This is a genomic window from Mucilaginibacter sp. (genome assembly GCF_965277465.1).
Taxonomy (GTDB): domain Bacteria; phylum Bacteroidota; class Bacteroidia; order Sphingobacteriales; family Sphingobacteriaceae; genus Mucilaginibacter.
Genome location: NZ_CBDICW010000002.1, coordinates 1,250,153 through 1,271,730, shown reverse-complemented (window position 1 = coordinate 1,271,730; position 21,578 = coordinate 1,250,153). Strand labels below are relative to the sequence as shown.

Sequence of the window (21,578 nt, the reverse complement as noted above, 5' to 3'; positions counted from 1 at the left end):
GGGATTAATACACCTCAGTCAACAAAAAGGCTTATCATATTTTTAGCGATCTGCTCTACAGGGCATATCAAAACAGGTTCATGGTCTATTTTTTTGCTGCGAAGGATAGACAAAATAATGGTTATCATCTCGTCCATATCCTTTACTACGTAGTGGTGCCTGTAATCCTTATTCATTGGTTTAGTCAAAGAAACAACCTGAGCCCCGGCATAAAAGGCCTCGGATAAAACAGCGCCAAAACCCTCATAATTTGAAGGGTGCAAAAATATTTTGGAGCGCTGCATCAATGCCAATACTTCGGTATGGGCAACTTCGCCAACGAATAACAGATTAGCCGACAGCCCTTTTTCCATTGTCATGGTCTGCAGTTGCTGCATTTCAGGACCTTTACCACATATAACCGCTTTAATATTAGGGAAGATCTCTTTTAATAAAGCAATGGCTTCAACAAAAAGATGGTATTGCTTTAGCGGGATCAAAGAGCCTGCACCCAAAATATCAATATCCCGCTTTACAGGCGCGGTACCAAACATGGCCCTGTCTACCCCAACCGGGATGATGTGTGCAGGTGTTATTTTATAGTTTTGCTTAATCTCTCTTGCTAAAAAATCAGATAAAGCTATCAGCGAATCGCCTTTGGGTTTTATCCATTTAAAATATTTGTTGCCTTTTTTAGCATCCTGCCCCAAAAGCCAGGTGTAGTGGGTCAGTTTTTTTTGTTTGGCAAACTTATCACCCACAAGAGCACATTCGCCCATCCAAAAACTTAACAAACCTAACAGCTGGTTTTCTTTGTTGAGCTTACTCAATATGAGCCATGCCTTTTGCCAGGTACGCAGGCGGAACAATCGCCCCTTATCCCTTCCGCCTATCGGGATAACCCTGATGCCATGCCATTCATACTCGGCAGTGTGAAAAGGATATTCAAACGTTAAAACAATTACATTAAGACCCGGGCATACCTGTTTCAGTGCCCTTACAAATATTTGCTGCGGGGGCACACAAGTGGTATCGGCCTCATCCTTAGGGAAGCCGGGTGTAAGAATAACCAACGTTTCCTGACTACACTTCATCCAATGCTATAATTTTATTGCAGAATGATAAACTGGCTTTATTATGCGTTATGAATATTATTATTTTTCCCTGCCGGGCCAACTGTTTTAATTTAAAAAGGATAGCAGTTTCGGCCGCATCATCCAACTCGCTAAATGGTTCGTCAATAATCAACACATCAAAATCATGGTACAGGGCACGTGCCAGCATAATTCTTTGGCGCTGGCCGCCGCTTATATTTTTCCCGTTCTCCCTTATGGCTTTATCAATACCTTCGGGGTAACAGCTCAGCATTTCATCAATCCCACAAAAAGAAATTACTTTTTTTAGTTTATCCTGATCTGGTTCGGGATCAGCAAGCGTAATGTTTTGTAAAACAGAATCGCCGGTAAAAAATGTCTGCTGCTTTACATACGAGATTTTACGCCGGTAGTTTTTTAAATCGTCAATATTTAAAACCTGCCCATTAATTGTAATTACCCCATTATCAGGCTTTAAAAAGCCCAATAACACATTCAACACAGTAGTTTTCCCTTTGCCCGAGCTCCCGGTAATAGCCGCGAAGTCGCCTTTATTTAGCTCAAAACTGATATTGCTTAAAACCTGATAGCTGTTGTATTTGAAGGAGATATTGGTAAACGCTATGGAACTAATACCTTGCACAGTTTCGGTTGGCGCTGTTTCTTTTATAACTGAATCATTTTGCAGATCAGTAATGGTAAACTGGTAGGTTTTTATCTGCCCGGCGCTATTCATTATTTTCACCATACCCGGAATGATCTTGTAGGCGGCAGCCATAAAAATGCCGATAGTTAAAACATCAACAGCAGGCGTATGGGTTGATAGCTTGTTGATCAGCACCAGAATAAAAAAGCCCATTACCGCAAAAACCTCAATAAGCCTTGGCGGCAGCGCCTGTAAGGTTTGCTGTGTTGCTATATTGTTATTTAATTGCTGCTGATAAGCAAAATAGCGCCCGGTGAATACCTCGTTTTTATGATAGATATTACTTTCGACAAAACCGGATAATGATTCTTGCAGGCGTTGTAGACTTTTTTCGCCGGATGACACGATGGTGCCCCTTACACTTTTTAGCTTTTTGCGGATAAAAACAGACAACAGCATTACGGGCGGCAGTAATAACAGCAGCAGGAGTAAAAACAATGAAGGATGATAGGCGATTATAGCACAGGTAGTAAAAAAAATAAGAATTGCCTGCGAAATGATTTGCTGCAGGCTGGTAAGCACGTGGTGACTAAATTCAACAGGCTGATAACTGATCTTCCGGATGTGGGTGGATGAATCAACCTCAATAAAATCCTGATAGCTGCCATTTAAATAATTACGGATATTTTGTTTGGATAACCTTGCTGCTATATTATAAAAGAAATGGTGCTGCGACCGGATCTGAACAAAGCCCAACCAATTTTTAACGCCGAAAAGAATTAAAAACACCAATAAAAGCAGCATTGAATTTTGATTGGTTAAGGCAGCCGGTAAAAATTTAAGGTATGGGTTACTTTTGTTTTGCGTATAAAAATTGATAACTAATAATAGAAAACCTAAAAAAACAATATCAAGCAGGCCGATGACAAAATCAAAAAAAATCAGCCTGAATAGCTTGATCTTTTCAGCCTTGTTAAGGATTGCCAAAATACCGGATACAATAGCGTTCAAAGTATTAAATTGGAATGCAGTTAATAATAAGGCCGAAGAATCACTTATACCGGTAGCCCTTTTATGTAACTACGGCCTGATATGGTTAATGGTTGCCTTACCGCCCAGGTGTTTACGCTAATTCTGTATGAAGCAATGAATTTAATAGCGCGTTTGCTTTATCAAATATAAATGCGGGTGTATAACGGGTTATGCAGCGGTTATCGCCATGCTGGCAAGCGGCCAGCATACAGTTTCCGCAGCTTAGGTCTGCCGAGTCAACAAAAGCAGTATGCTTGCCCAATGGCCGGGCCCAATCGCTCCTGGTAGCCCCAAACAAGGCCAAAATGGGCACTCCCGATGCCCATGCCATGTGCATAAGGCCCGAATCTTCCGACAGTACAAAACCTGCCCTTAGTACGATGGCGAATGCCTGCTCGGTAGTGGTTTTATTTACCAGGTTTATCAGGTTATGGCCTAATGAATTTTTTAAATGATCTGCTTTTTGGGCAATGGCATCAACCCCTAAAACTAAAAACTGCGTGGCTGGTGATTGCTGTAACCACAGCTGCATAAACTGCACGTAATTTTCCAGCGGCCAGTTGCGGGTGTTAAATGCACCGGCCGGATTAATGATCACCAATTTGTTTTTTCCATCCCAGCCATTTTGTTTTAATAGATGATCGATACCGCCTACTGGTTTTAAAATAAACCTGTTATCTGCGGCGTTAGGCCCAAGCCCTACTGCCTCAATAGTAAGCTGGTACCTTAACCCGCCGGGCATTGCCGAAAAACGATCAAATGCCGACCATGCTTTGGGGCTGATCACCCGCCTAACCATGCTGCTGATCTGGTTGTTCTGCATATCTATCACCACATCGTAACGTTGTAGTAACAATCGCGGCAGCAATAAAAAGGCGTATAAGAACTGCTTTTTAAAACTCCTTTTACCACCAATAGCATATATGCTGTTAAACAATTCGATATGGCGGGGAATAGCTTCAACTTCTTCGCGGGTGAGCAGGTCGATCTTAACGGCCTCAGGCAGGCTCCGCTTTAAAAACTGAACATAGGGCAAAGCTGCAACCAGATCGCCGGTTGCCTGGAGGCGGATAATCAGGATGCGTTTAGGCATCTCATTCCCTTGCCAGGGTTTGGCAGGTATATCCGGAATAATATGGTCAAACTCCTGGCCTGTTGGTTTATCCATCAATTAATGTTTTGCGATTTATTACAATTACGCAGTGCTATGGTTAAAGGTTGCCTGCCAACCATCCAACAAAAAAAGCCACCCTTTTGAGGCGGCTTTTAAATGTTTTAAACAAGCATCTTATACCCTGTTGATCGATATATCTTCGTGCACTTCCACCACTTTTTTGGTAATGGTTTCTTCTTGTTCCATAACTATTTTCCAGAAACCGGCTGCTATCAAGCCGCCCAAAACAGGGGCAACAATAAACAGCCATAACTGGCTCAGTGCCTTGCCACCTGCAAACAATGCTGGGCCCAGGCTGCGGGCCGGGTTTACAGATGTACCGGTAATAGGAATAACTACCAAATGGATGAGCGTAAGTGATAAACCAATAGCAAGACCAGCCATAGCGGGATTAGCACGTTTGGCCGTAGTACCATAAATAACTATCAGGAAAATGAATGTAAATACTGTTTCGGCAATAAAAGCGGATTGCGTGGAGTATTTGCCTAAATAAGCAGCACCCCATCCATTTGCACCGAGTGCATATTCGCCCAGGGTGAAGCCGGGCTTACCCGATAGTATGAGATATAAAACGCCTGATGCTGCAACAGCACCAATACATTGCGATATAACATAGCCAACAGTATCTTTAAAACTCAATTTACCTGCCGCCAGCATAGATATTGAAATTGCCGGGTTGATATGGCAACCGGAAATAGGCCCGATTGCGTACGCCATTACTACAACACTAACACCAAATGCAATTGAAATACCTAAAAGGCCGATACCCGAAGGCGGAATACCATCAGCATTTGAACCTGCAATTACCGCGGATCCGCAGCCAAAAAGAACAAGACAAAACGTGCCGATTAACTCAGCAACATACTTGGTTAGGGGTTTAGTTTCCATAATTTATCAATGATTAAGGTTTAATAATCAAATAAATATATATAACTAATTATAAATTAGGAGCTAAGGATATTAAAAAAAATGCTAACCAAACATTATGGTAAAACTGGTTTTCTTAGGAGTTATTGTTTTTAACGAGAACTCAAAACCATGATTTACAAGGATTTCCCTAACCAAGGTAAGACCTATCCCCTGTCCGTCTTTTTTGGTACTGAAGAAAGGCGAAAACAGATTAGAACTTTGCTCGGCGCTGATGCCCGAGCCGGTATCTGATATAGTGAGCCTGTTGCTTACGGTAGTAAATGTAATAACACCATTATCATCATTAATTGCCTCGATGGCATTTTTTACAATATTGATTATGGCCTGCTCCATTTGCTGCTCATCGGCAAGAATATAGAATGGGCCCGGAGCTAAATCAAACTCAAAAACTATTGCTTTTTCCTGCGCTTTAAGGCCCATCAACTTGGTTACCGAATTGGTAAGCTGGTTTACATCAACCTGCTTTTTGTTAGCCGGCGGCAGCTTTACTAACTCGGCAAAGTTGCGCATAAAAAAGTTGAGGTTTTGGTTACGGTCCATTGCCACCTGCAAAGCATCTTTCAACGTATTAAATTTATGCCCTTCCCAAAGCTGATCAGTTTTTAAGGCCGATTGCATGATGGAGTTAACCGGGCCAACGGTATTATTGACCTCGTGGGCCATCATCCGGATCACTTTACCGTAAACATTCTTTTCGGCTGCCACAATTTCGGCTGTCAAATCCTCTATCATTATAAAATTCCTCGAAAAACCACGGTCGATAAAGTGTGATTTCTGAAGTTTATAGGTATTGATCCCATCGGGTTTAACCACTATATTTTCGCCTGATCTGAGTTGTTTAATGAATGTGAGCAGCGGGTGCTGTAAATTATCAACCGGTTGTTTAAGCAACTGGCTTTCCTCAACCCCCAAAATTTGCGCTGCTTTAGGGTTTATCTGCTGTACATTATCGTCAAAGTCTAAAACTACAATACCAGTTGGCGAAGTGAAGATCAGTTTTTCTAAAAAAAAGTGCTGTTGTTCCTGCCGGGTACGTTCAATTCTCAGCTCGTCCATCATTTGGTTATAAACATCTATTAACTGATCCATTTCATGCTTCCCGGTGGTTAGAAACTTCACATTAAAATCACGGTCTTTAATAGCATCAACACCCTGCATCAGGGTTTTTAAGGGTTGTATTAACTGGATATAAAGGCGCCAGGCAAAAACTATTGATACAATAACAACTACCTCTGATAGCATGAAGTAAACCTTGTTATTATTAAAAATAAAATAGGTAAGCACCAGTGCCGTTAAGTGCACAATAACTACAAACAGAATATACTTAGTCCTCAGTTTCATCGTAGGGTATCTGATATTTATCCAGGCGGCGGTATAAAGCACTCCTGGTAAGCCCCAAAGATATAGCAGCGCGCGATATTTTGTTCTTGTGATATTCCATTGCGCGCTTAATCATTTCTACCTCTACTTCCTCTAAAGTTAAAGTACCTATGCCGGGTAACTGGATGTTGCCTTTTTTTACCGGGGAAAGTTCTAACTGCGATTTGAAATCTTCAATATTCAACTCATCATTTTTGCTTACCAAAATGGTTCGCTCCACCAGGTTTTTCAACTGCCGGATGTTACCGGGCAAAGGCAACTGCTGTAACCATTTAATGGCGCTGTTTGCTATCGATAATGAGGGCCTGCCGTAAATCTCCTTCAAGTTATTGATAAAGTGATTAACCAACAGCAGAATATCCCCGGGCCTGTCGCGCAGTGCGGGCAAATAAACCGTGATCAGGTTGATGCGGTACAACAAATCTTCGCGAAAGGTGGTTTTGCTCACCATATCGTTCAGGTTTTTATTGGTGGCGCAAACTACCCTTATATCAACTGTTTTGGTGCGGCTGCTGCCCAATACCTCGTAGGTCCTGTCCTGCAATACGCGCAAAAGCTTTACCTGGCTGCCGGCATCAAGGTCGCCTATCTCATCTAAAAAAATAGTTCCCTTGTTGGCCATTTCAAAACGGCCGGTCCTGTCAAAGCGGGCATCGGTAAAAGCACCCCGCACATGTCCAAACATTTCACTTTCAAACAATGAGGTGGAAATACCGCCCAAATTCACTTTAATAAATGGCTTGTTGCGGCGGTTGCTATTTTGGTGAATAGCTTCGGCAATAAGTTCCTTTCCAGTGCCGCTTTCGCCCATTATCAGTATGGATGCATCCGTACCAGCTACACGGCCAATAGTTTCCAATATATTCAGCATTTTGGCATCCTCGCCAATTATATGCTGAAAGTTGTAGGTTTTATCAAGCTGTTTGCGGGTATGGTGCTCCGTTTTTTTCTCTTTCAGATCGAGCAGTGTTTTAACAGATCGCAGCAAATGATCGTTATCCCAGGGTTTATTGATAAAATCATTGGCGCCGCCTTTCATACCCTGCACTGCCAGCTCAATACTGGCCCAGCCGGTGATCAATATAATAGGGATAGCGGCATTGATCTGCTTTATTTTACCCAATAGGTCCATCCCCTCTTTCCCGGAGGTATCATTAGAAAAATTAAGATCCAATATGATCAGTTCAGGCTCGGTCTTTTTAACGGCTTTTATTGCTTCAACAGGATCGGCACAGTCAGCTACTTCATAACCCTCTGCTTTCATCAGCAAAAGCAGGGATGTTCTTACAGCAATATCGTCGTCAATTATCAATATCATATTTAGTATACAAGTATAAGCAAATGGAACAAACCTCAATAAATCCTCATCAAAGTAGAAAACTTAATTTATGGCAAGCCCTATTCTTCGTGCAAAGCCACAGCCGGGTAAATAGCGGCCGCCTGTTTGCCGGGATAAAGCGAACAAACAAAAACCAACAGGTAAATAAATATAATGGCCAGTAACAGCGCTACTATATAAATACTTGCCTCAATGTTAAACACATTTAATAGCGGGAACTGTATAGCAAAAAACGTCCCGATGATTAATGACAGCGTTGCCAATATCATGGATTCCATTATCAGCTGTAAGGATACCGACTTGCCAGTTGCCCCTACGGCCCTGCGTAAACCTATTTCGCCACGGCGCTTGTTAATGTTATACCAAAGCACGCCAAATAAACCTAAAGCCACATTAATGATAAGGAAACAGCCTACAATTGACAGCACGATGATAGGTATTACACTAAAATAATTAATACTGATGCGTTTTTTGGCTAAGTGCTCAATTTCAACATCAGAGTTTTTCATATAATTGGCCAAAATCTTATATAAACGGCCCTCAAAAGCAGCATCGGAACCGGGTGCTACCTTTATTAAAATACGGCTGAGCCAACGGTACGATCCGGTATCTATCAACCTGTACAGGCCCATTCCAGAAGCTGAATAATCGCCTTTTATTTTGATGCCCTGTACTACACCTACTATTCTCATTTTCTTTTTATCATCATAATCACCTAATAGTTTTCCTATTGCAGGGCCTGCGCCAAATAGTTCCTCTTTTAAGCCACTATTAATAACAATTGCTTTATCCTTACCAACAGCATCGCCTTTATTAAACCACCGCCCTTCCAATATCTGCATCCCCAAAACACTGTGATAGGTATCATCAACACTATAGGTATTAATGCTGGTTGTACGCTTTTTATTAAAGGTAATTGCCGTTTGGTTAGTATAGTCAGTAAACGGAAGATTATCGCTGGCAAAACTTACACCTTTTACCTGTGGCAATGCCTTTATGGTTTGCCTTAAGGTTTCATAATAAGCGTTAAGCGAGTCGGTGTTTTTTGTAGGGTTTGAATTGTTATAATTAGCTATCCATACATCCTCGTAAACAATACCCATTGGCTTTTTATAATTATTATAATAATAAACCATGAGCGAGAAGATGGCAAATAGCACCATGAAGGAGATCAGTATCTCTGACATCAATAAAAAGTTCTGTTTCTTTTTATTCCAGATGAGTTTAAATAAATGCTTGAACATAATATTTTGATTAAAAGATTATTAATTATTGGGCCTTTAAAGCGGTAACCACGTTTAGCTTTGACATGCGCCAGGCCGGGTAAACGCCCGATACCAGCCCGAAAACAAGGCAGATGAGCAAGCCCACCAATAATACGGTAAAGTTGATGGTAAGCTCCAAATTAGCTATCAGGTTAGCACTGTTAATAACCTCAATGGCGATGAAAGAAAGTACCAGACCAATTAAGCCCCCTAACAGGGTAAGGATCAAATTTTCGACAATAAACTGGTAAACCAACGTTTTTGATGATGCACCGAATGCCTTACGCACCCCAATTTCTGACGAGCGCTCCATAATACGGGTGATGTTAATATTAACAAGGTTTAAAGTTGGCAGCAGCATAAACAAGAAAACAAACACACTTAAAACAGTAATTACCAGCGTTACACCCGATTGGCTCTCATTCCCTGTAGCCACGTAGCTTGCTATATAGGTTTCAGCATGGCTGTGTAAACTGGTGTATTCTTTGCTTTCCATAGGTACACGGCTTATAATCTGATCGTATTCTGCCTTCATTTTTGGCAGATCGGCCGATGAATTGGCAAGCAAAACAGCATTGTAACCGCCTAAATATCCTTTGTCCTTATAGTTTGTTTTTGATACCGTGTAAGGCAGGTAAATTTGGCTATAGGTCATGTAGCTGGTTATCGGCACATTTTTTACCACACCAACTACCAGGTATCTTACATTATCAGCCTCAATATACTTACCGATAACCGAAGGTAAATCACCAAAATATTCGTTTTTTATATCTTCGGATATTACGGCTACCCTATTGGCATTACTTACCTGCTTATCATTAAAAGGCTTACCTTCAATAAAATCATAGTCCATTATTTCCCAGTAAGCAGCATCGGTATATTTATAATCAACCGCTATTTTTTTATTGTTGATATAGGTATTGGTACCACTATACCCCGAGAAGATGCTCATTTTTGCAGGAGTTTTCATGCTGCGGGCGTAATGATCCAAAAAATAGTAGGATAACCCACTCGAATTCATATTATCCTTTCCATTTTCCTCCAAACGGTTAATGTATAATGATCGGTCACGTTTCCTGTCGGGATAATTATCGCCCACCACTTTTTCAATAAAAGAAGTAAGCACCAGCAAAATGGTAAGGGTAAAGCTGATACCGAACAGGCTGATGAACGTGAAGAATTTTCTGCGCCTTAAAACGGCTATGGCTATTTTGAAATAATTTTTAAGCATGATATTAATTTTTAGGCTGATAAATTACTGAACCTGCGAACCATCAAATAAGCGCACCAGCCGGTGGGTTTTGTGGGCCATGTTTTCATCGTGTGTAACCATTACAATGGTGGTACCATCTTCCTGGTTCAGTTTCATCAGTATGTCCATAATTTCGTTACCCATTGCGCTGTCAAGGTTACCGGTAGGCTCATCGGCCAAAATAATTTCGGGGCGCCCTACAATAGCCCTTGCAATGGCTACACGCTGTTTTTGCCCGCCCGATAACTGGTTAGGGAAGTGTTTTACCCGGTTAGCCAGGCCAACTTTTTCCAAAGCTTCAGTAGCAAGCCGTCTTCTTTCTTTGGCTGATATATCGCGGTATAATAATGGCAGTTCCACATTATCCAGCACCTGCAGATCATTAATTAAATGATAGCTCTGGAATATAAAACCAAGCTTTTGATTGCGGAAATGCGCTAATTGCTTATCCGAGAGGTTATCGGTTTTTTGATCATCTATCTTAATATCTCCTTTTGATGGCATATCCAGCAAACCCATAATATTAAGCAGGGTACTTTTGCCGCAGCCCGATGGGCCCATGATAGACAGGAACTCGCCTTTGGCAACATCAAGACTGATGCTGTTTAGCGCCAGGGTTTCTACAGTACTGGTGCGGTATACTTTTTCAATGTTTTGTAAACGTATCATAATGCTTGTTGATTTTTAGGTTAGTGATTATTTATAGGTTATTTTTTCATTCTTTTCAAAGTCGAACAATGACAGGTAGCGCAATTGGTAATAGGCGCTCCAAAAATCGCGGAGCGATTGCACATAGTCGCGTTTGGCCTGGTCATTTTCCTGGAACGCAATACTCAGGTCGGTGATACTTAAATCGCCTAACACGTAGCGTTCCCGGGCTATCTTGTATTTTTCGGATGCAATGCTGTCCGCCTCGGCAGTAAAAACCAATTGCTCCTTCATCACATTAAACAGGGAAACCTGGGTTACTATTTGCTGTTTAAAGGTTTGTTTATCCTGTTCAACAGAGTATTCGGTAAATTTTTGATTGGCTTCGGCAGTTTTAATTTTTGATTTTGACCTTCCCCAGTCCAGCACAGGGATAGAAAACTGCAGTTCTAATAATTGCTGGTTTTGCGGCGAACGATAAACCCCTAACACACTCCCCGCCGAATTGGAGAAACCCATATTTGCCGTTAATGTAGCCGTTAAGCCGGTTTGCCCCTTTGCCAATGCCACATCGCGTTTGGCTTCGGCAATACGCCTCACAAACGCAATAGCGTCAGACCGGTTTGCAAAAGCCTCGGCCAAGACCCTGTCGGCTGTTACCGACATCTGGCTGATGGTTTCGGGCACCTGTAAAACTATCTTCTGGCTTCCCTCCTGCCCGGTAAAGCTGCGCAGGTTCAAGGTTGCTATTTCCATATCGCGTTTGGCGGTGCCCACTGCCTTTTTTGCGTTAAGCTGCTCCAGTTGCAATTGCAATATTTCGTTTTTTGATACTTTACCCAGGTCAAATTTCAGGTTGGCTATTTTCAATATTTTTTGTGTGTTGGTTAGGTTTGCCTCGGCAGTTTCAAGGTTTACCTGGGCAAGCAGCAAATCAAAAAAGTAACCGGTTACAGTTATTGAGATCTGTTCCTGCGCTTCAATATACGCTTGTTTACTTTCATTAAACAATAGCGGCTGGATCTTTTTATCCCACTTTAAACTGTTATACTGGCCCAATGGCTGGCTAAAACCAAACGCATAAGGTACGCCATTGTATAAAATATTATGCCTGTCGAAATCGTCAAAGCGCTGTAACTGGGTAGTGCCATAAATTGTTGCGCCGGTAGCGGTTACGGTTTGGCTAAAATTTAAAGTAACCGACGAGTTATCATTATGAACCGGCTGAAAAAGGATAGTTCCATTAGGCTGTAATACCTGGATATTGGTTTTGCTATAGCCCGGTAAATTACCTGTAAGCGATAACTGCGGCTGATAGTTTGATTTAAAGGTACGCCACTCCCAATACTTTGTTTCGCGGGTGGTACCGGCTTGTTTGGCGGCTATTGAGTTATCCTTAGCCATTGCCACAACTTCTTTTAAAGTAAGCCGGGTGGTATCGCCCCCGGCTTTGCAAATTGCTGCCGAACTGATGCTTAGAAACAGGATAGTGTATAATAGTTTCATCGGCTAATTATTAATGGTTACTTGCTTTGAATTTTTGAATTCACTCATGTCCGACGTGATTACCACATCGCCCGGTTTCACGCCGTCTTCAATTTCTACATAATCAAAATTGGTAGGGCCAATATGTACCGTACGTTTTTCGGCTTTGCCATTGCTGATCACAAAAATATCCTGTATAGCTGGGCCCTTAAATGCCGGGCCATTAGCAACCCGCATAATATGACTATGCGTGGCAGTTATCAGGTAAACATCCACCTTCATATTAGGGCGAAACAGTTTATTATTGCGCTCATCCAACTGAATATCAAACGAAATAATACTATTTTGGATAGAGGGCGATACGTTAACCACATGCCCGCGCAGCTGCACATCATTTATCAGCACAATGACAGGTATCCCGGCGTGTAACTGATCTAAAGAATTATCCGAGATACTGCCCTGTACTTTAAAACTACCGAGATCAGCTATGCGGGCCAGGGCTTCGCCTTCTTTAACATTGGCGCCAATGTTTTTATTTACATAAGTAACCACCCCGGCGCGTGTGGCAATAACATTGGCCAGGTTTAACTTACGCTGCAAGGCATTCAGATCGTTAACCAAAATATCGGCTGCTATTTCGGCCTCCTTAATTTCAATCTGCATGGTTTGCTGCTTGTTCTTTATTTCATTCTCTAATTGCTTTTTTTCAAGCTGGGCCACCTTTAAGTTCAGTTCGGCCTGTTCAATACCTTCGCGGGTACCGCCGCCTGCATTGTACAGGCGCTTAGCATTTTCAACGGCATCGGCAAGGTTGCCAATGTGCAGTTGCTTAATATCATTGTTTGATTGGATGTCGTAGAAACTTTTGTTAAGGTCGAGCTTTAGTTTCCTGATCTCATTTTGTTTTGATTCCAGCTGAAATTTTAGTTTTTCATAATCAGTTTGGGTGGCCGATTTATCGAGGGTTAAAATAGACTGGCCAGGTTTTACCTTATTACCGGCATCCATAATCACATTTTTTATTGAAGCGTTGATAGGGCTGGTCAATATCTCTTCAAACTCAGGTAAAACTTCGCCTGTGGCATTGATGGTGTTTTCAATGTTCCCGGTTTCAACCTTAGCGGTTGTAATCTCTGAAGCTTTTATGGATGATTTAAAAGTAAACCGCAGTAACCAGCTGCAGATAATAAGAATAGCGATAACCGCTACAGTAATAATTATTATTTTTTTCCTGTTACGTAATGAAACTTCCCGGGTAATTTCTTTGTCCATTTAGCTATCTTTTTTGCTAAAGGTTTTGCAATCGCTATACCAAACACAAATAACTAAATATCAGATAATTACATATTTTTCATTTTAAAAAAGTGATCGATAACGGACAAAAAAGCCGATAACGCACATGATCACAGATTTAAATGATTGAACAGATTGTGATGATTTTTAAATGAATTAGTTGAGAGCGATAGAATGAGATAATTTACAGAGTAATAAAATCAGGTTAATCATAAAAATCAATTAAATCTGTGATCAAAAATATCACGCAGCGCTCTTTTAGCAGCATAGTAACCGCACATACCATGTACACCACCGCCGGGCGGCGTAGATGAAGAGCAGATATAAAGCCCCCTGGCAGATGTTTTATAAGGCGATGCCCGCAATACCGGGCGGGTAAACAGCTGGCCTATATCAATAACGCCACCATTTATATCGCCACCAATATAGTTGGGGTTATACTCCTCCATTTGCCCACAGTTCATGGTGTGTCTGGCTAATATGGTAGCCTTAAAACCGGGGGCAAAACGTTCTACCTGGTTTTCAATAATGGCGGTCATGTCCTTTTCAGATCCATTGGGCACATGGCAATAAGCCCATGCAGTATGTTTACCTTCGGGAGCTCTTGATGCATCGAGAATACTTGGCTGGGCAAGCAGTACGTAAGGCTTTTCGGGATGCTTCCCTTCCCAGATCTGCTGCTCGCCGAGGGTTATTTCTTCCAATGTATTGCCAAGGTGAAGCGTTCCTGCTTTTCTGCATCCATCGGCAGTAAAGGGTATCGGGGCATCAAGCGCCCAATCAATTTTATAAACACCCGCACCGTACCGGTAACGCTCCATTTGCCATTTATAAATGGATGAAAAACGGTGTCCCGCTATTTTCAATAACTGCTTCGGTGTAACATCAAACAAAACAGCGTTTGCCGATGGCAGCTGATCTAATGCAGTAACGTAAAAGTTGGTTTCAATTTTACCGCCTATGGATACAAAGTAGGATGCCAGCGCATTGGCTATTTGATTTGAACCGCCTTTTGGAATGGGCCAGCCTTTTAAATTTCCGGCAGTCATCAATACCAAAGCAACCGCCGATGTAGCTAAATTACTTAATGGCTGAATGGAATGAGCCGCCATACCCGCTAACAGCCCTTTGGCCTCCGCGGTTTTAAAACGCTTAGCCAAATGGGTAGCAGCCGTTAAGGCCGATAGCCCAAACTGTGCCATCGCTACAGGATATTTAGGAAAATGCAGCGGTGCCAAAACATCAGGCGCAATAGATGGCCAGTTGTTAACAATTGGCTGCATTAATTTAAGGTAAGCTTGCTCATCAGCACCTAAAAGGGCTGCAGTATCAGCTACCGAACCTTTTAGTAAAGCCGCTGTACCATTATCAAATGGATGTGCAGCTGCAACCTCTGGGAAAATATATTCGAGGCCATGATCTTGCAAAGGGAGCGTTTCAAAAAACGGTGATGCTACAGCGAGCGGATGCACTGCCGAACATATATCATGCAAATAGCCCGGCAGGGTTAATTCGGCTGTACGTAGGCCGCCACCAATAGTGGGTTTACCTTCAATCAGTAAAACAGACAGGCCCTGCTGCTGCATTAAAATTGCAGCAGCCAGGCCATTAGGGCCTGAGCCTACAATAACCGCATTATAGTCACGCTTTTCGAGCTGCATTAAAAATCAGAATAGGCTGCCGGATGAAGAAATATGGCATCAATATGCGATACATTGTTCTGGTATTCGGCTTTGGCCGATAGTTGTTTCCAATACGGATCGCTGCCAAATGCTTTCCAGTGTTTGTCATGCTCCTCCATATTTTCAAAGCTGATCATGTACATCAGGTTAGGCATGTGGCTGCCGGCAATAACATTGGCGTAAAATACCGCATTAAAATTAAGGCGTTTAAACAGCGCCACCTCATTACCATCATTAAACATCTGTACTTTGTTCACGTTATATTTTTCAGTCGGGCTTTCATAACTACGCAGCTCGTAAACCCTGTCGGTTTTATTAGCGGTCAACTCAGGCACGGCAGGTTCCGGCATTTTAGGGAACGCACCCAGCACGATAGTTTCCATGCGGTTGTAAACCGGTGCTGTGTAAACAGCATCCAGATAATCCTTACCATCGGTAAGGTATTGCTGGTCGTCCATTAATTTTTTGTCTGATTTTTCCAGCTGGCTCCAGTTGCGGTACGGGATCAGCACATAGATCCTTTTGCCCGATGTATCGGCAGCAATAGCTTTAAACACACCGATATTTTTTATACCCATGCGGTGCAGCGCAGGCAGGTAAGCATTTTTAAGATAGCTATCTAGGCGATCTTCCTGGGCTGATGTTTTAAGGTGATAAACCTTTAGCTGGTAATAATAACCATCGGCTGCGCTGGCATATTTTGCAGTGCCAAGGCAGAGCAGGATCAGGAAAAAACTAAAGAAATAGTGTTTACAGGATTTAAAGATCGACATCATAAAATTTAAGGTTAATAACAGGGTGAATTTACCTCTTTATGCTGATATTTTAAGCACTATATTGATTGGCAATATGCTTTCCCCATTTTTCAAGCATCGCCATAATATCGGCAATCTTCATGGGTTTACTCATGTAATCATTCATGCCTGCATTTAAACATTCCTCCTTGTCTTCGGGCATGGCATTGGCCGTCATGGCTATAATTATGGGCTGGCGCTCAATATGCTCACGAATATAACGGGTTGCTTCCATCCCATCCATTTCAGGCATCTGCACATCCATTAAAACCAAGTCGTATTTTTTTATGATAATGGCATTTAAAGCGGCGTGCCCGTTTATAACACTATTGGGATGATAACCCATTTTTGTTAAAATCCTTGAGGCTAATTTTTGGTTTACTGCGTTATCATCCACTATTAAAATTTCCATTGGGTACAACTCTGCAAATCCATCCGAAAAATAGATCTTTTTAGGCTTCACCTCTTTGCTGCCTACTGAGGCAACCTTTAACTGCTCGGCAATATGTTTAAATAACACCTGGTGTTTGGTGGGTTTTGTTAATATGGCATTAAACAGGTACGATTCATTCTGGCTTTGCTTATTACCCATTGAGCTGAGCAATATAATAGGTATTTCGGGCCATTTTTTCCTTACCTTTTTTGCCAGCTGTACGCCGTCCATTTCAGGCATGTTCATATCTGATATAATGAGGTCAACCTGCTGGTTTGATGCCAATATTTTTAAGGCCTCCGGGCCAGATTCAGTCATAATAGGTATGTAACCCCATTCGGTAAGCTGGCCTTTTAAAATATCCCTGTTAGTACCGTTATCATCAATAACCAGTATATTTTTATCACTTATCCCGGCAGTACCCTGTTGCACATAAGTGCGCAAAGCATTGCTGCCTGCTTTTGATTTAATGGTAAACGAAAACGTTGTGCCTACACCTACTTTACTTTCTACTTCTATTTCTCCACCCATCAGGTGTACTAATTTTTCGCTTATGGCCAGGCCAAGGCCGCTGCCGCCATATTTGCGTGTGGTGCTGGAGTCAACCTGCGAAAATGCTTTAAACAGCTTATGCAGCTTATCAGCCGGGATGCCTATACCAGTATCACGCACACTGAATTTTAATACCAGTTCATCACCTTCTGTACTATCAAGCTTTACCCCTATAAACACTTCACCTTTACTGGTAAATTTCATAGCGTTGCTCACCAGGTTGATCAATATTTGCCGCAGGCGCAAGCCATCTCCTATTATTTGCGATGGCACGTTATGATCTATCTGGTAAACAAGATCAATTTGCGATACCTTATCGGCAAAAACATCAAGCACGCCTTCCACGCAATCGTGCAGGTTAAAATCCTGCTCTTCCATTTCCATGCTCCCCGATTCTATTTTTGAGAAATCAAGTACATCGTTTATAACGGATAATAAGGCATCGCCGCAGGCTTTAATGGTTTCGGTATATTCTTCCTGCTCGGCACTAAGTTTAGTACCCGATAATAAGCCCGCCATACCTATAACGCCGTTCATTGGCGTACGGATCTCGTGGCTCATCATGGCTAAAAATATACTTTTGGCTTTATTGGCGTTCTCTGCATCTTCGCGCGCCCTTTCAGCAGCTTGTCGGGATGCACGCTCATTAATGGTCATCTTTTCAAGCTTTTCGGTGCGTTCTTCAACCAGTTTTTCAAGCAGGTGCTTTTGCTTTTTAATTACCTGAATACGCACTTTAAAAAATATGTAGACACCAAAAACAATAAAGAGGATTACTAAAATTTCAAACCACCCGGTAAGCCAAAATGGCTGCACCGTAGCAATTTTTATATTGAATTTAAAAGGTAAACCCATTTCCAAACTATTACACTGCCTTGTAGTAGTAAAGTTTAATCGCGACAAACCTTCTGCTCCGACAATATGCTCAAAATTAAATATTTGAGCCTTGGCAAAGCTGGGTGCGACAATAAACAGCGCAAGTAATAATATGAGGTATCGGCAAATAATCAATATAAGTGAATAGGTTTAATTACAAAAATAATACTTTAAGAGGAAAATTAATAAATTAAGCTTTGGTAATGCTCAACTGGTTTATTGTACTGGGTATACGGATGAAAGCTTCAATTGTTTGAATATATTCCAAAAAAAAGGGATTAAAAAAACTATTGAATAGCTTTTTTAATCCCTTTTTTATCGTGGATAATTCAGTCTACAATTTTATTTCTCCACCCACCTGGTTTCAAGTTCTTTCATAAAATATCCGCCTACCACGCTGCGGGCTTGAAAGCCTACCATTTTACCATCAGTAGTTTCATGCCAGTCGCTTAGCGGTACGCGCGATGGGGTTTCAGTAGTATATTTATAAACCGGATCAATTAATGCTTTAAAATCCTTTTGGTTATCGGCCAGGGTAGCGGTCCACACAATCCAGTCAGATTTTGTATAGGTTTTACGGCTATCCAAAGGCAAACCAAATTTATTTTGTTTGGTTAGATAAAAGTTTATTTCCTTTTTGTAAACCTGCGCAGGGAACAAATTCAAACCCAAAACCTTATCCCAAACCAGGTTGTATTTTTGGCTCCAAGTGTCCTTACTTCCAAACACTAATGAGTAATGATCACCAGCATCGGCCATTTTCACCCACTTAACAGCCATGCCTGCTGCAATTGCCCTGTATTTGGCGGCAACAGCCTTTTGGCCTAATTGGGCTGCAAGATTTGCATAGCCGCCTAAAGCAACAATAGCCTTTATGGATAAATTTGAATTATGCGCCAAATGGCCTGCAAAATCATCCGTACATAACTGGTTGCCCGGGTCAAGTCCGTTCTCGCTTAAATATTTAGCCCAGATGCTTAGTGTTTTCCAGTGCTTTTTGGCAAAATCGGCATTACCTTCGGCCTTAGCAATTGCAGCAGTAAGGATGATCACATTTCCTGATTCTTCAACCGGCATATTTTCACCATAAGTTTGCCCGTTGGCTATAGGGTAGGTACCTAAATCATGCGCTGCAAAATCATGCCCCCATGCTTTGCTGTCGCAATAATAAAAAATGCCGTTAAGCATACCTTCCAGCAGCTTAGGGTTATAGATAAGATACAATGGTGCCGACGGATAGGTTACATCAACCGTATTGATCGATCCATTGCTAAAGTTCTCCTTCGATAAAAATAAGATAGTTCCCTGCGGACTTTTCAGCAACTGATGCGCTGCGATGCTTTGGCGGTAACCTAATACACATAGATCGGCATAGTTTTTACCACCTGCTTTCAGAGCCGCAGCATACATACTTTTGTTAAAGGCATCGCATTTTTGCATTACCTGGGCATATTGTACAGCCGCGGTATTTAACTGGCCCTCAATAGTTGCGCCACCGTTTTTCCACCAGGGTTTTAAATTTTGTTTAAAGTATTGTACCGAGTACAGATCATCATACCCTAATTCAACAAAGTTTTCTTTGGCTGTTTTACCTACTGTACCAAAATTCAACACGGTATTTAACACCAGCTGTTTACCTGGTTTGGTGGTAGATACAATTTTACCGTTTACAAACGAGCTTACAGATGCATCCTGCTCAGTTATGTATTGCAGTTCGTTATTTGATTTTTGGGCGGCTACGTACATGTAACCCCAGTCAATCCGAAGGTCATCCCCTTTTTTCTGCAAAACAGGTTGTGCTATAGTACCAGCTTTTAAAACTGATAAGGTGGGCGTTGCATATTTTTGTGCCGCCACCTGCTGCGAAGGTTGATCAACAGCTATAGATGAAGATGCACCGAACAGCACTTTTACATTATGATCTTTACCATCATTTGATTTTACGCTGTAAGAGATATAAGATACCGGCCTTGAAAACAATGCCAGATCATTCATCAGCAATGGCGATGTGAAAGTAACTTTCAAATCAACGCCCACACATTCAAAATTGTAAATGGTTTGGGTGGCATCAACCTCCACACTTTTTTGCTTAGCAAGCAGTACAGGATTTGTTTTTGGCTTAATTTCATCAACCAAACCGGCATCAAGCCAGGCACCGCCGACTGTATTTGCACAATGTATGGCCAATACATTTTCGCCCTTGCGTAAATTCTCCTTGAATTTATCTTTAAGCGGGATCAGCTTATAATCATTTGTCCAGCCGGTGTAGCTATAAACTTTTTCGCCATTTAAATAAACCTCGATATTATCATCGTGATAAAGCTTGAGCATCAGCCTGTCAATATCAATGTCGTTAAGCGTAAAACTGCGCCTAACCCAAATATTTTTGCTTGCCCATACAGTTTTAGCTTTTTCTTTATCGTCAGAGAATGGGGCTGTGCCCGTGCTCCATTTGCTGTCATCAAACTTGATGCTTTCCCAGCTTCCGGAAGGTTCTGTTTCAGTGTATTTGCATTGATAAGCCTGCTCATCGGCAGCCGGTAAAATAGTTTTGTAAACCGGCGATTCCTTACCTAAAAAACGGTAGGTGGTACCGTCAACTTTTATCAGGCCTAAAAGGGGTTGGTCTTTACCTGTCCAGTGTTTGGTAGTATGCGCATTCAGCGTGTCGCCAAAAGACCAGATACTGAAATAAGAATTGTGTGTGATTAATGGATATGCAGGTGCTTTTTTAACCTGCGCCTTAACCAAATTAGTAGTAAAGGCTGATAAAATGAGTATAGTTAGGAGTTTGTTTTTCATATTTTGCAGATATAAGGTTCATAGTTAATGGCTCATCAATATTTTTCAAATTCATAAACTATTAACTATGAACCATTAACTACAAAACAATTTTATAATTCGCGAATCCAGATGTTGCGGTAGCTTAAAGGTTCGCTTTTATCACCATGAGCCTGCAATTTTATTGGTGCCGGACCATGTTTTTGGTAATGAGGTTTGCCAATGTATTGTGTAGGGCCTAACAGCTCAAAGTTATTTTCGACAATAACGCCATTAAAGAAAACAGTTGCTTTTGCAGGGGTTTTCATTGAACCATCCTCGTTAAAGGTTGGTGCAGTCCATACCACATCATAAGTTTGCCATTCGCCGGGTTTTCTGCCTGGGTTAGCTAATGGGATCACTTGCTTGTAAAGACTTCCGGCCATGCCGTTAACATAGGTTTTGTTGTTGTATGAATCTAAAACCTGTAGCTCATAACCTGCATCACCTTTGCCTAATGATGCTAAAAATATACCGCTGTTACCCCTTGCCTGCCCTGTGCCTGTAATAGATGCAGGTACGCGCCATTCAATATGTAACTGGTAATTGGTAAATGATTGCTTGGTTTTAATATTTCCGTATTTTTTATTTACGGTTAATATATCGCCGTTTATATCCCATTTTGCCGGCGAATCATCATCGGCCTGTTCCCATTTATCCAAACCCTTACCATCAAACAATATGATAGCATCAGATGGTGCATCCCTAAAGGTTTTACCCGGTGTAACTACCTTAGGTATTGGTTCCCAAATTTCTGTATCCTCAGGTTTTGCTTCCTGCGCTTTCGCTATAAAGCAGCTGCCTGCCAGTAACGCGGTTAATAAAATTGAATATTTCATTTTATAAGTTTTATTGGTTCATTAGTTAAATGATTTAGCGCATAGGTGCAGCTTAATAAATTAAA

Annotated in this window: 16 protein-coding genes; all 16 read right to left on the bottom strand. The window is 41.6% G+C overall.

Features of this window, described 5'->3' with window-relative positions:
* Positions 1–14: 14 nt before the first annotated feature.
* Complete coding sequence (locus ACQY4U_RS17995; RefSeq protein ID WP_428330839.1) at positions 15–1,073, bottom strand: glycosyltransferase family 4 protein; 1,059 nt, start codon at positions 1,071–1,073, stop codon at positions 15–17.
* Positions 1,063–2,730, bottom strand: coding sequence for an ATP-binding cassette domain-containing protein (locus ACQY4U_RS17990; protein ID WP_428330838.1), 1,668 nt, complete (start codon positions 2,728–2,730; stop codon positions 1,063–1,065). Before ACQY4U_RS17990 ends, ACQY4U_RS17995 begins: the two co-directional genes overlap by 11 nt.
* Positions 2,731–2,842: 112 nt before the next feature.
* Positions 2,843–3,919 (bottom strand): glycosyltransferase family 9 protein, encoded by a 1,077-nt coding sequence (locus ACQY4U_RS17985; RefSeq protein WP_428330837.1) that lies wholly within the window; start codon positions 3,917–3,919, stop codon positions 2,843–2,845.
* A 120-nt stretch (positions 3,920–4,039) separates the two neighbouring features.
* The gene (gene aqpZ / locus ACQY4U_RS17980; protein WP_428330836.1) at positions 4,040–4,813 is read right to left on the bottom strand and encodes an aquaporin Z; all 774 of its coding nucleotides are present in this window, start codon (positions 4,811–4,813) and stop codon (positions 4,040–4,042) included.
* An 84-nt stretch (positions 4,814–4,897) separates the two neighbouring features.
* Positions 4,898–6,196: a sensor histidine kinase gene (locus tag ACQY4U_RS17975; protein WP_428330835.1), complete on the bottom strand. Its 1,299-nt coding sequence runs from the start codon at positions 6,194–6,196 to the stop codon at positions 4,898–4,900.
* Positions 6,180–7,553 (bottom strand): sigma-54-dependent transcriptional regulator, encoded by a 1,374-nt coding sequence (locus tag ACQY4U_RS17970; protein WP_428330834.1) that lies wholly within the window; start codon positions 7,551–7,553, stop codon positions 6,180–6,182. The genes ACQY4U_RS17975 and ACQY4U_RS17970 overlap by 17 nt, the downstream gene beginning before the upstream one ends.
* Positions 7,554–7,633: 80 nt before the next feature.
* The gene (locus ACQY4U_RS17965) at positions 7,634–8,818 is read right to left on the bottom strand and encodes an ABC transporter permease (protein ID WP_428330833.1); all 1,185 of its coding nucleotides are present in this window, start codon (positions 8,816–8,818) and stop codon (positions 7,634–7,636) included.
* Positions 8,819–8,843: 25 nt separating this feature from the next.
* Complete coding sequence (locus ACQY4U_RS17960) at positions 8,844–10,070, bottom strand: ABC transporter permease (protein WP_428330832.1); 1,227 nt, start codon at positions 10,068–10,070, stop codon at positions 8,844–8,846.
* A gap of 24 nt (positions 10,071–10,094) precedes the next feature.
* Positions 10,095–10,760 carry an ABC transporter ATP-binding protein gene (locus ACQY4U_RS17955; RefSeq protein WP_428330831.1) on the bottom strand — a complete coding sequence of 222 codons (666 nt, stop codon included), beginning with the start codon at positions 10,758–10,760 and terminating at the stop codon, positions 10,095–10,097.
* 27 nt (positions 10,761–10,787) lie between these two features.
* Complete coding sequence (locus ACQY4U_RS17950; protein WP_428330830.1) at positions 10,788–12,245, bottom strand: TolC family protein; 1,458 nt, start codon at positions 12,243–12,245, stop codon at positions 10,788–10,790.
* A gap of 3 nt (positions 12,246–12,248) precedes the next feature.
* On the bottom strand, positions 12,249–13,496 hold the full coding sequence (locus ACQY4U_RS17945; RefSeq protein WP_428330829.1) for an efflux RND transporter periplasmic adaptor subunit: 1,248 nt from the start codon (positions 13,494–13,496) through the stop codon (positions 12,249–12,251).
* Between the two features lie 239 nt (positions 13,497–13,735).
* Positions 13,736–15,178, bottom strand: a complete 1,443-nt coding sequence (locus ACQY4U_RS17940) for a phytoene desaturase family protein (RefSeq protein ID WP_428330828.1) — start codon at positions 15,176–15,178, stop codon at positions 13,736–13,738.
* Complete coding sequence (locus ACQY4U_RS17935) at positions 15,178–15,975, bottom strand: NIPSNAP family protein (protein WP_428330827.1); 798 nt, start codon at positions 15,973–15,975, stop codon at positions 15,178–15,180. Before ACQY4U_RS17935 ends, ACQY4U_RS17940 begins: the two co-directional genes overlap by 1 nt.
* A gap of 49 nt (positions 15,976–16,024) precedes the next feature.
* A complete protein-coding gene (locus ACQY4U_RS17930; RefSeq protein ID WP_428330826.1) occupies positions 16,025–17,833 on the bottom strand; it encodes a response regulator in 1,809 nt (602 codons plus the stop codon).
* 363 nt (positions 17,834–18,196) lie between these two features.
* Positions 18,197–20,656: a glutaminase domain-containing protein gene (locus tag ACQY4U_RS17925; RefSeq protein WP_428330825.1), complete on the bottom strand. Its 2,460-nt coding sequence runs from the start codon at positions 20,654–20,656 to the stop codon at positions 18,197–18,199.
* Positions 20,657–20,748: 92 nt separating this feature from the next.
* Positions 20,749–21,513, bottom strand: a complete 765-nt coding sequence (locus tag ACQY4U_RS17920; protein WP_428330824.1) for a 3-keto-disaccharide hydrolase — start codon at positions 21,511–21,513, stop codon at positions 20,749–20,751.
* Between the last annotated feature and the right edge of the window lie 65 nt (positions 21,514–21,578).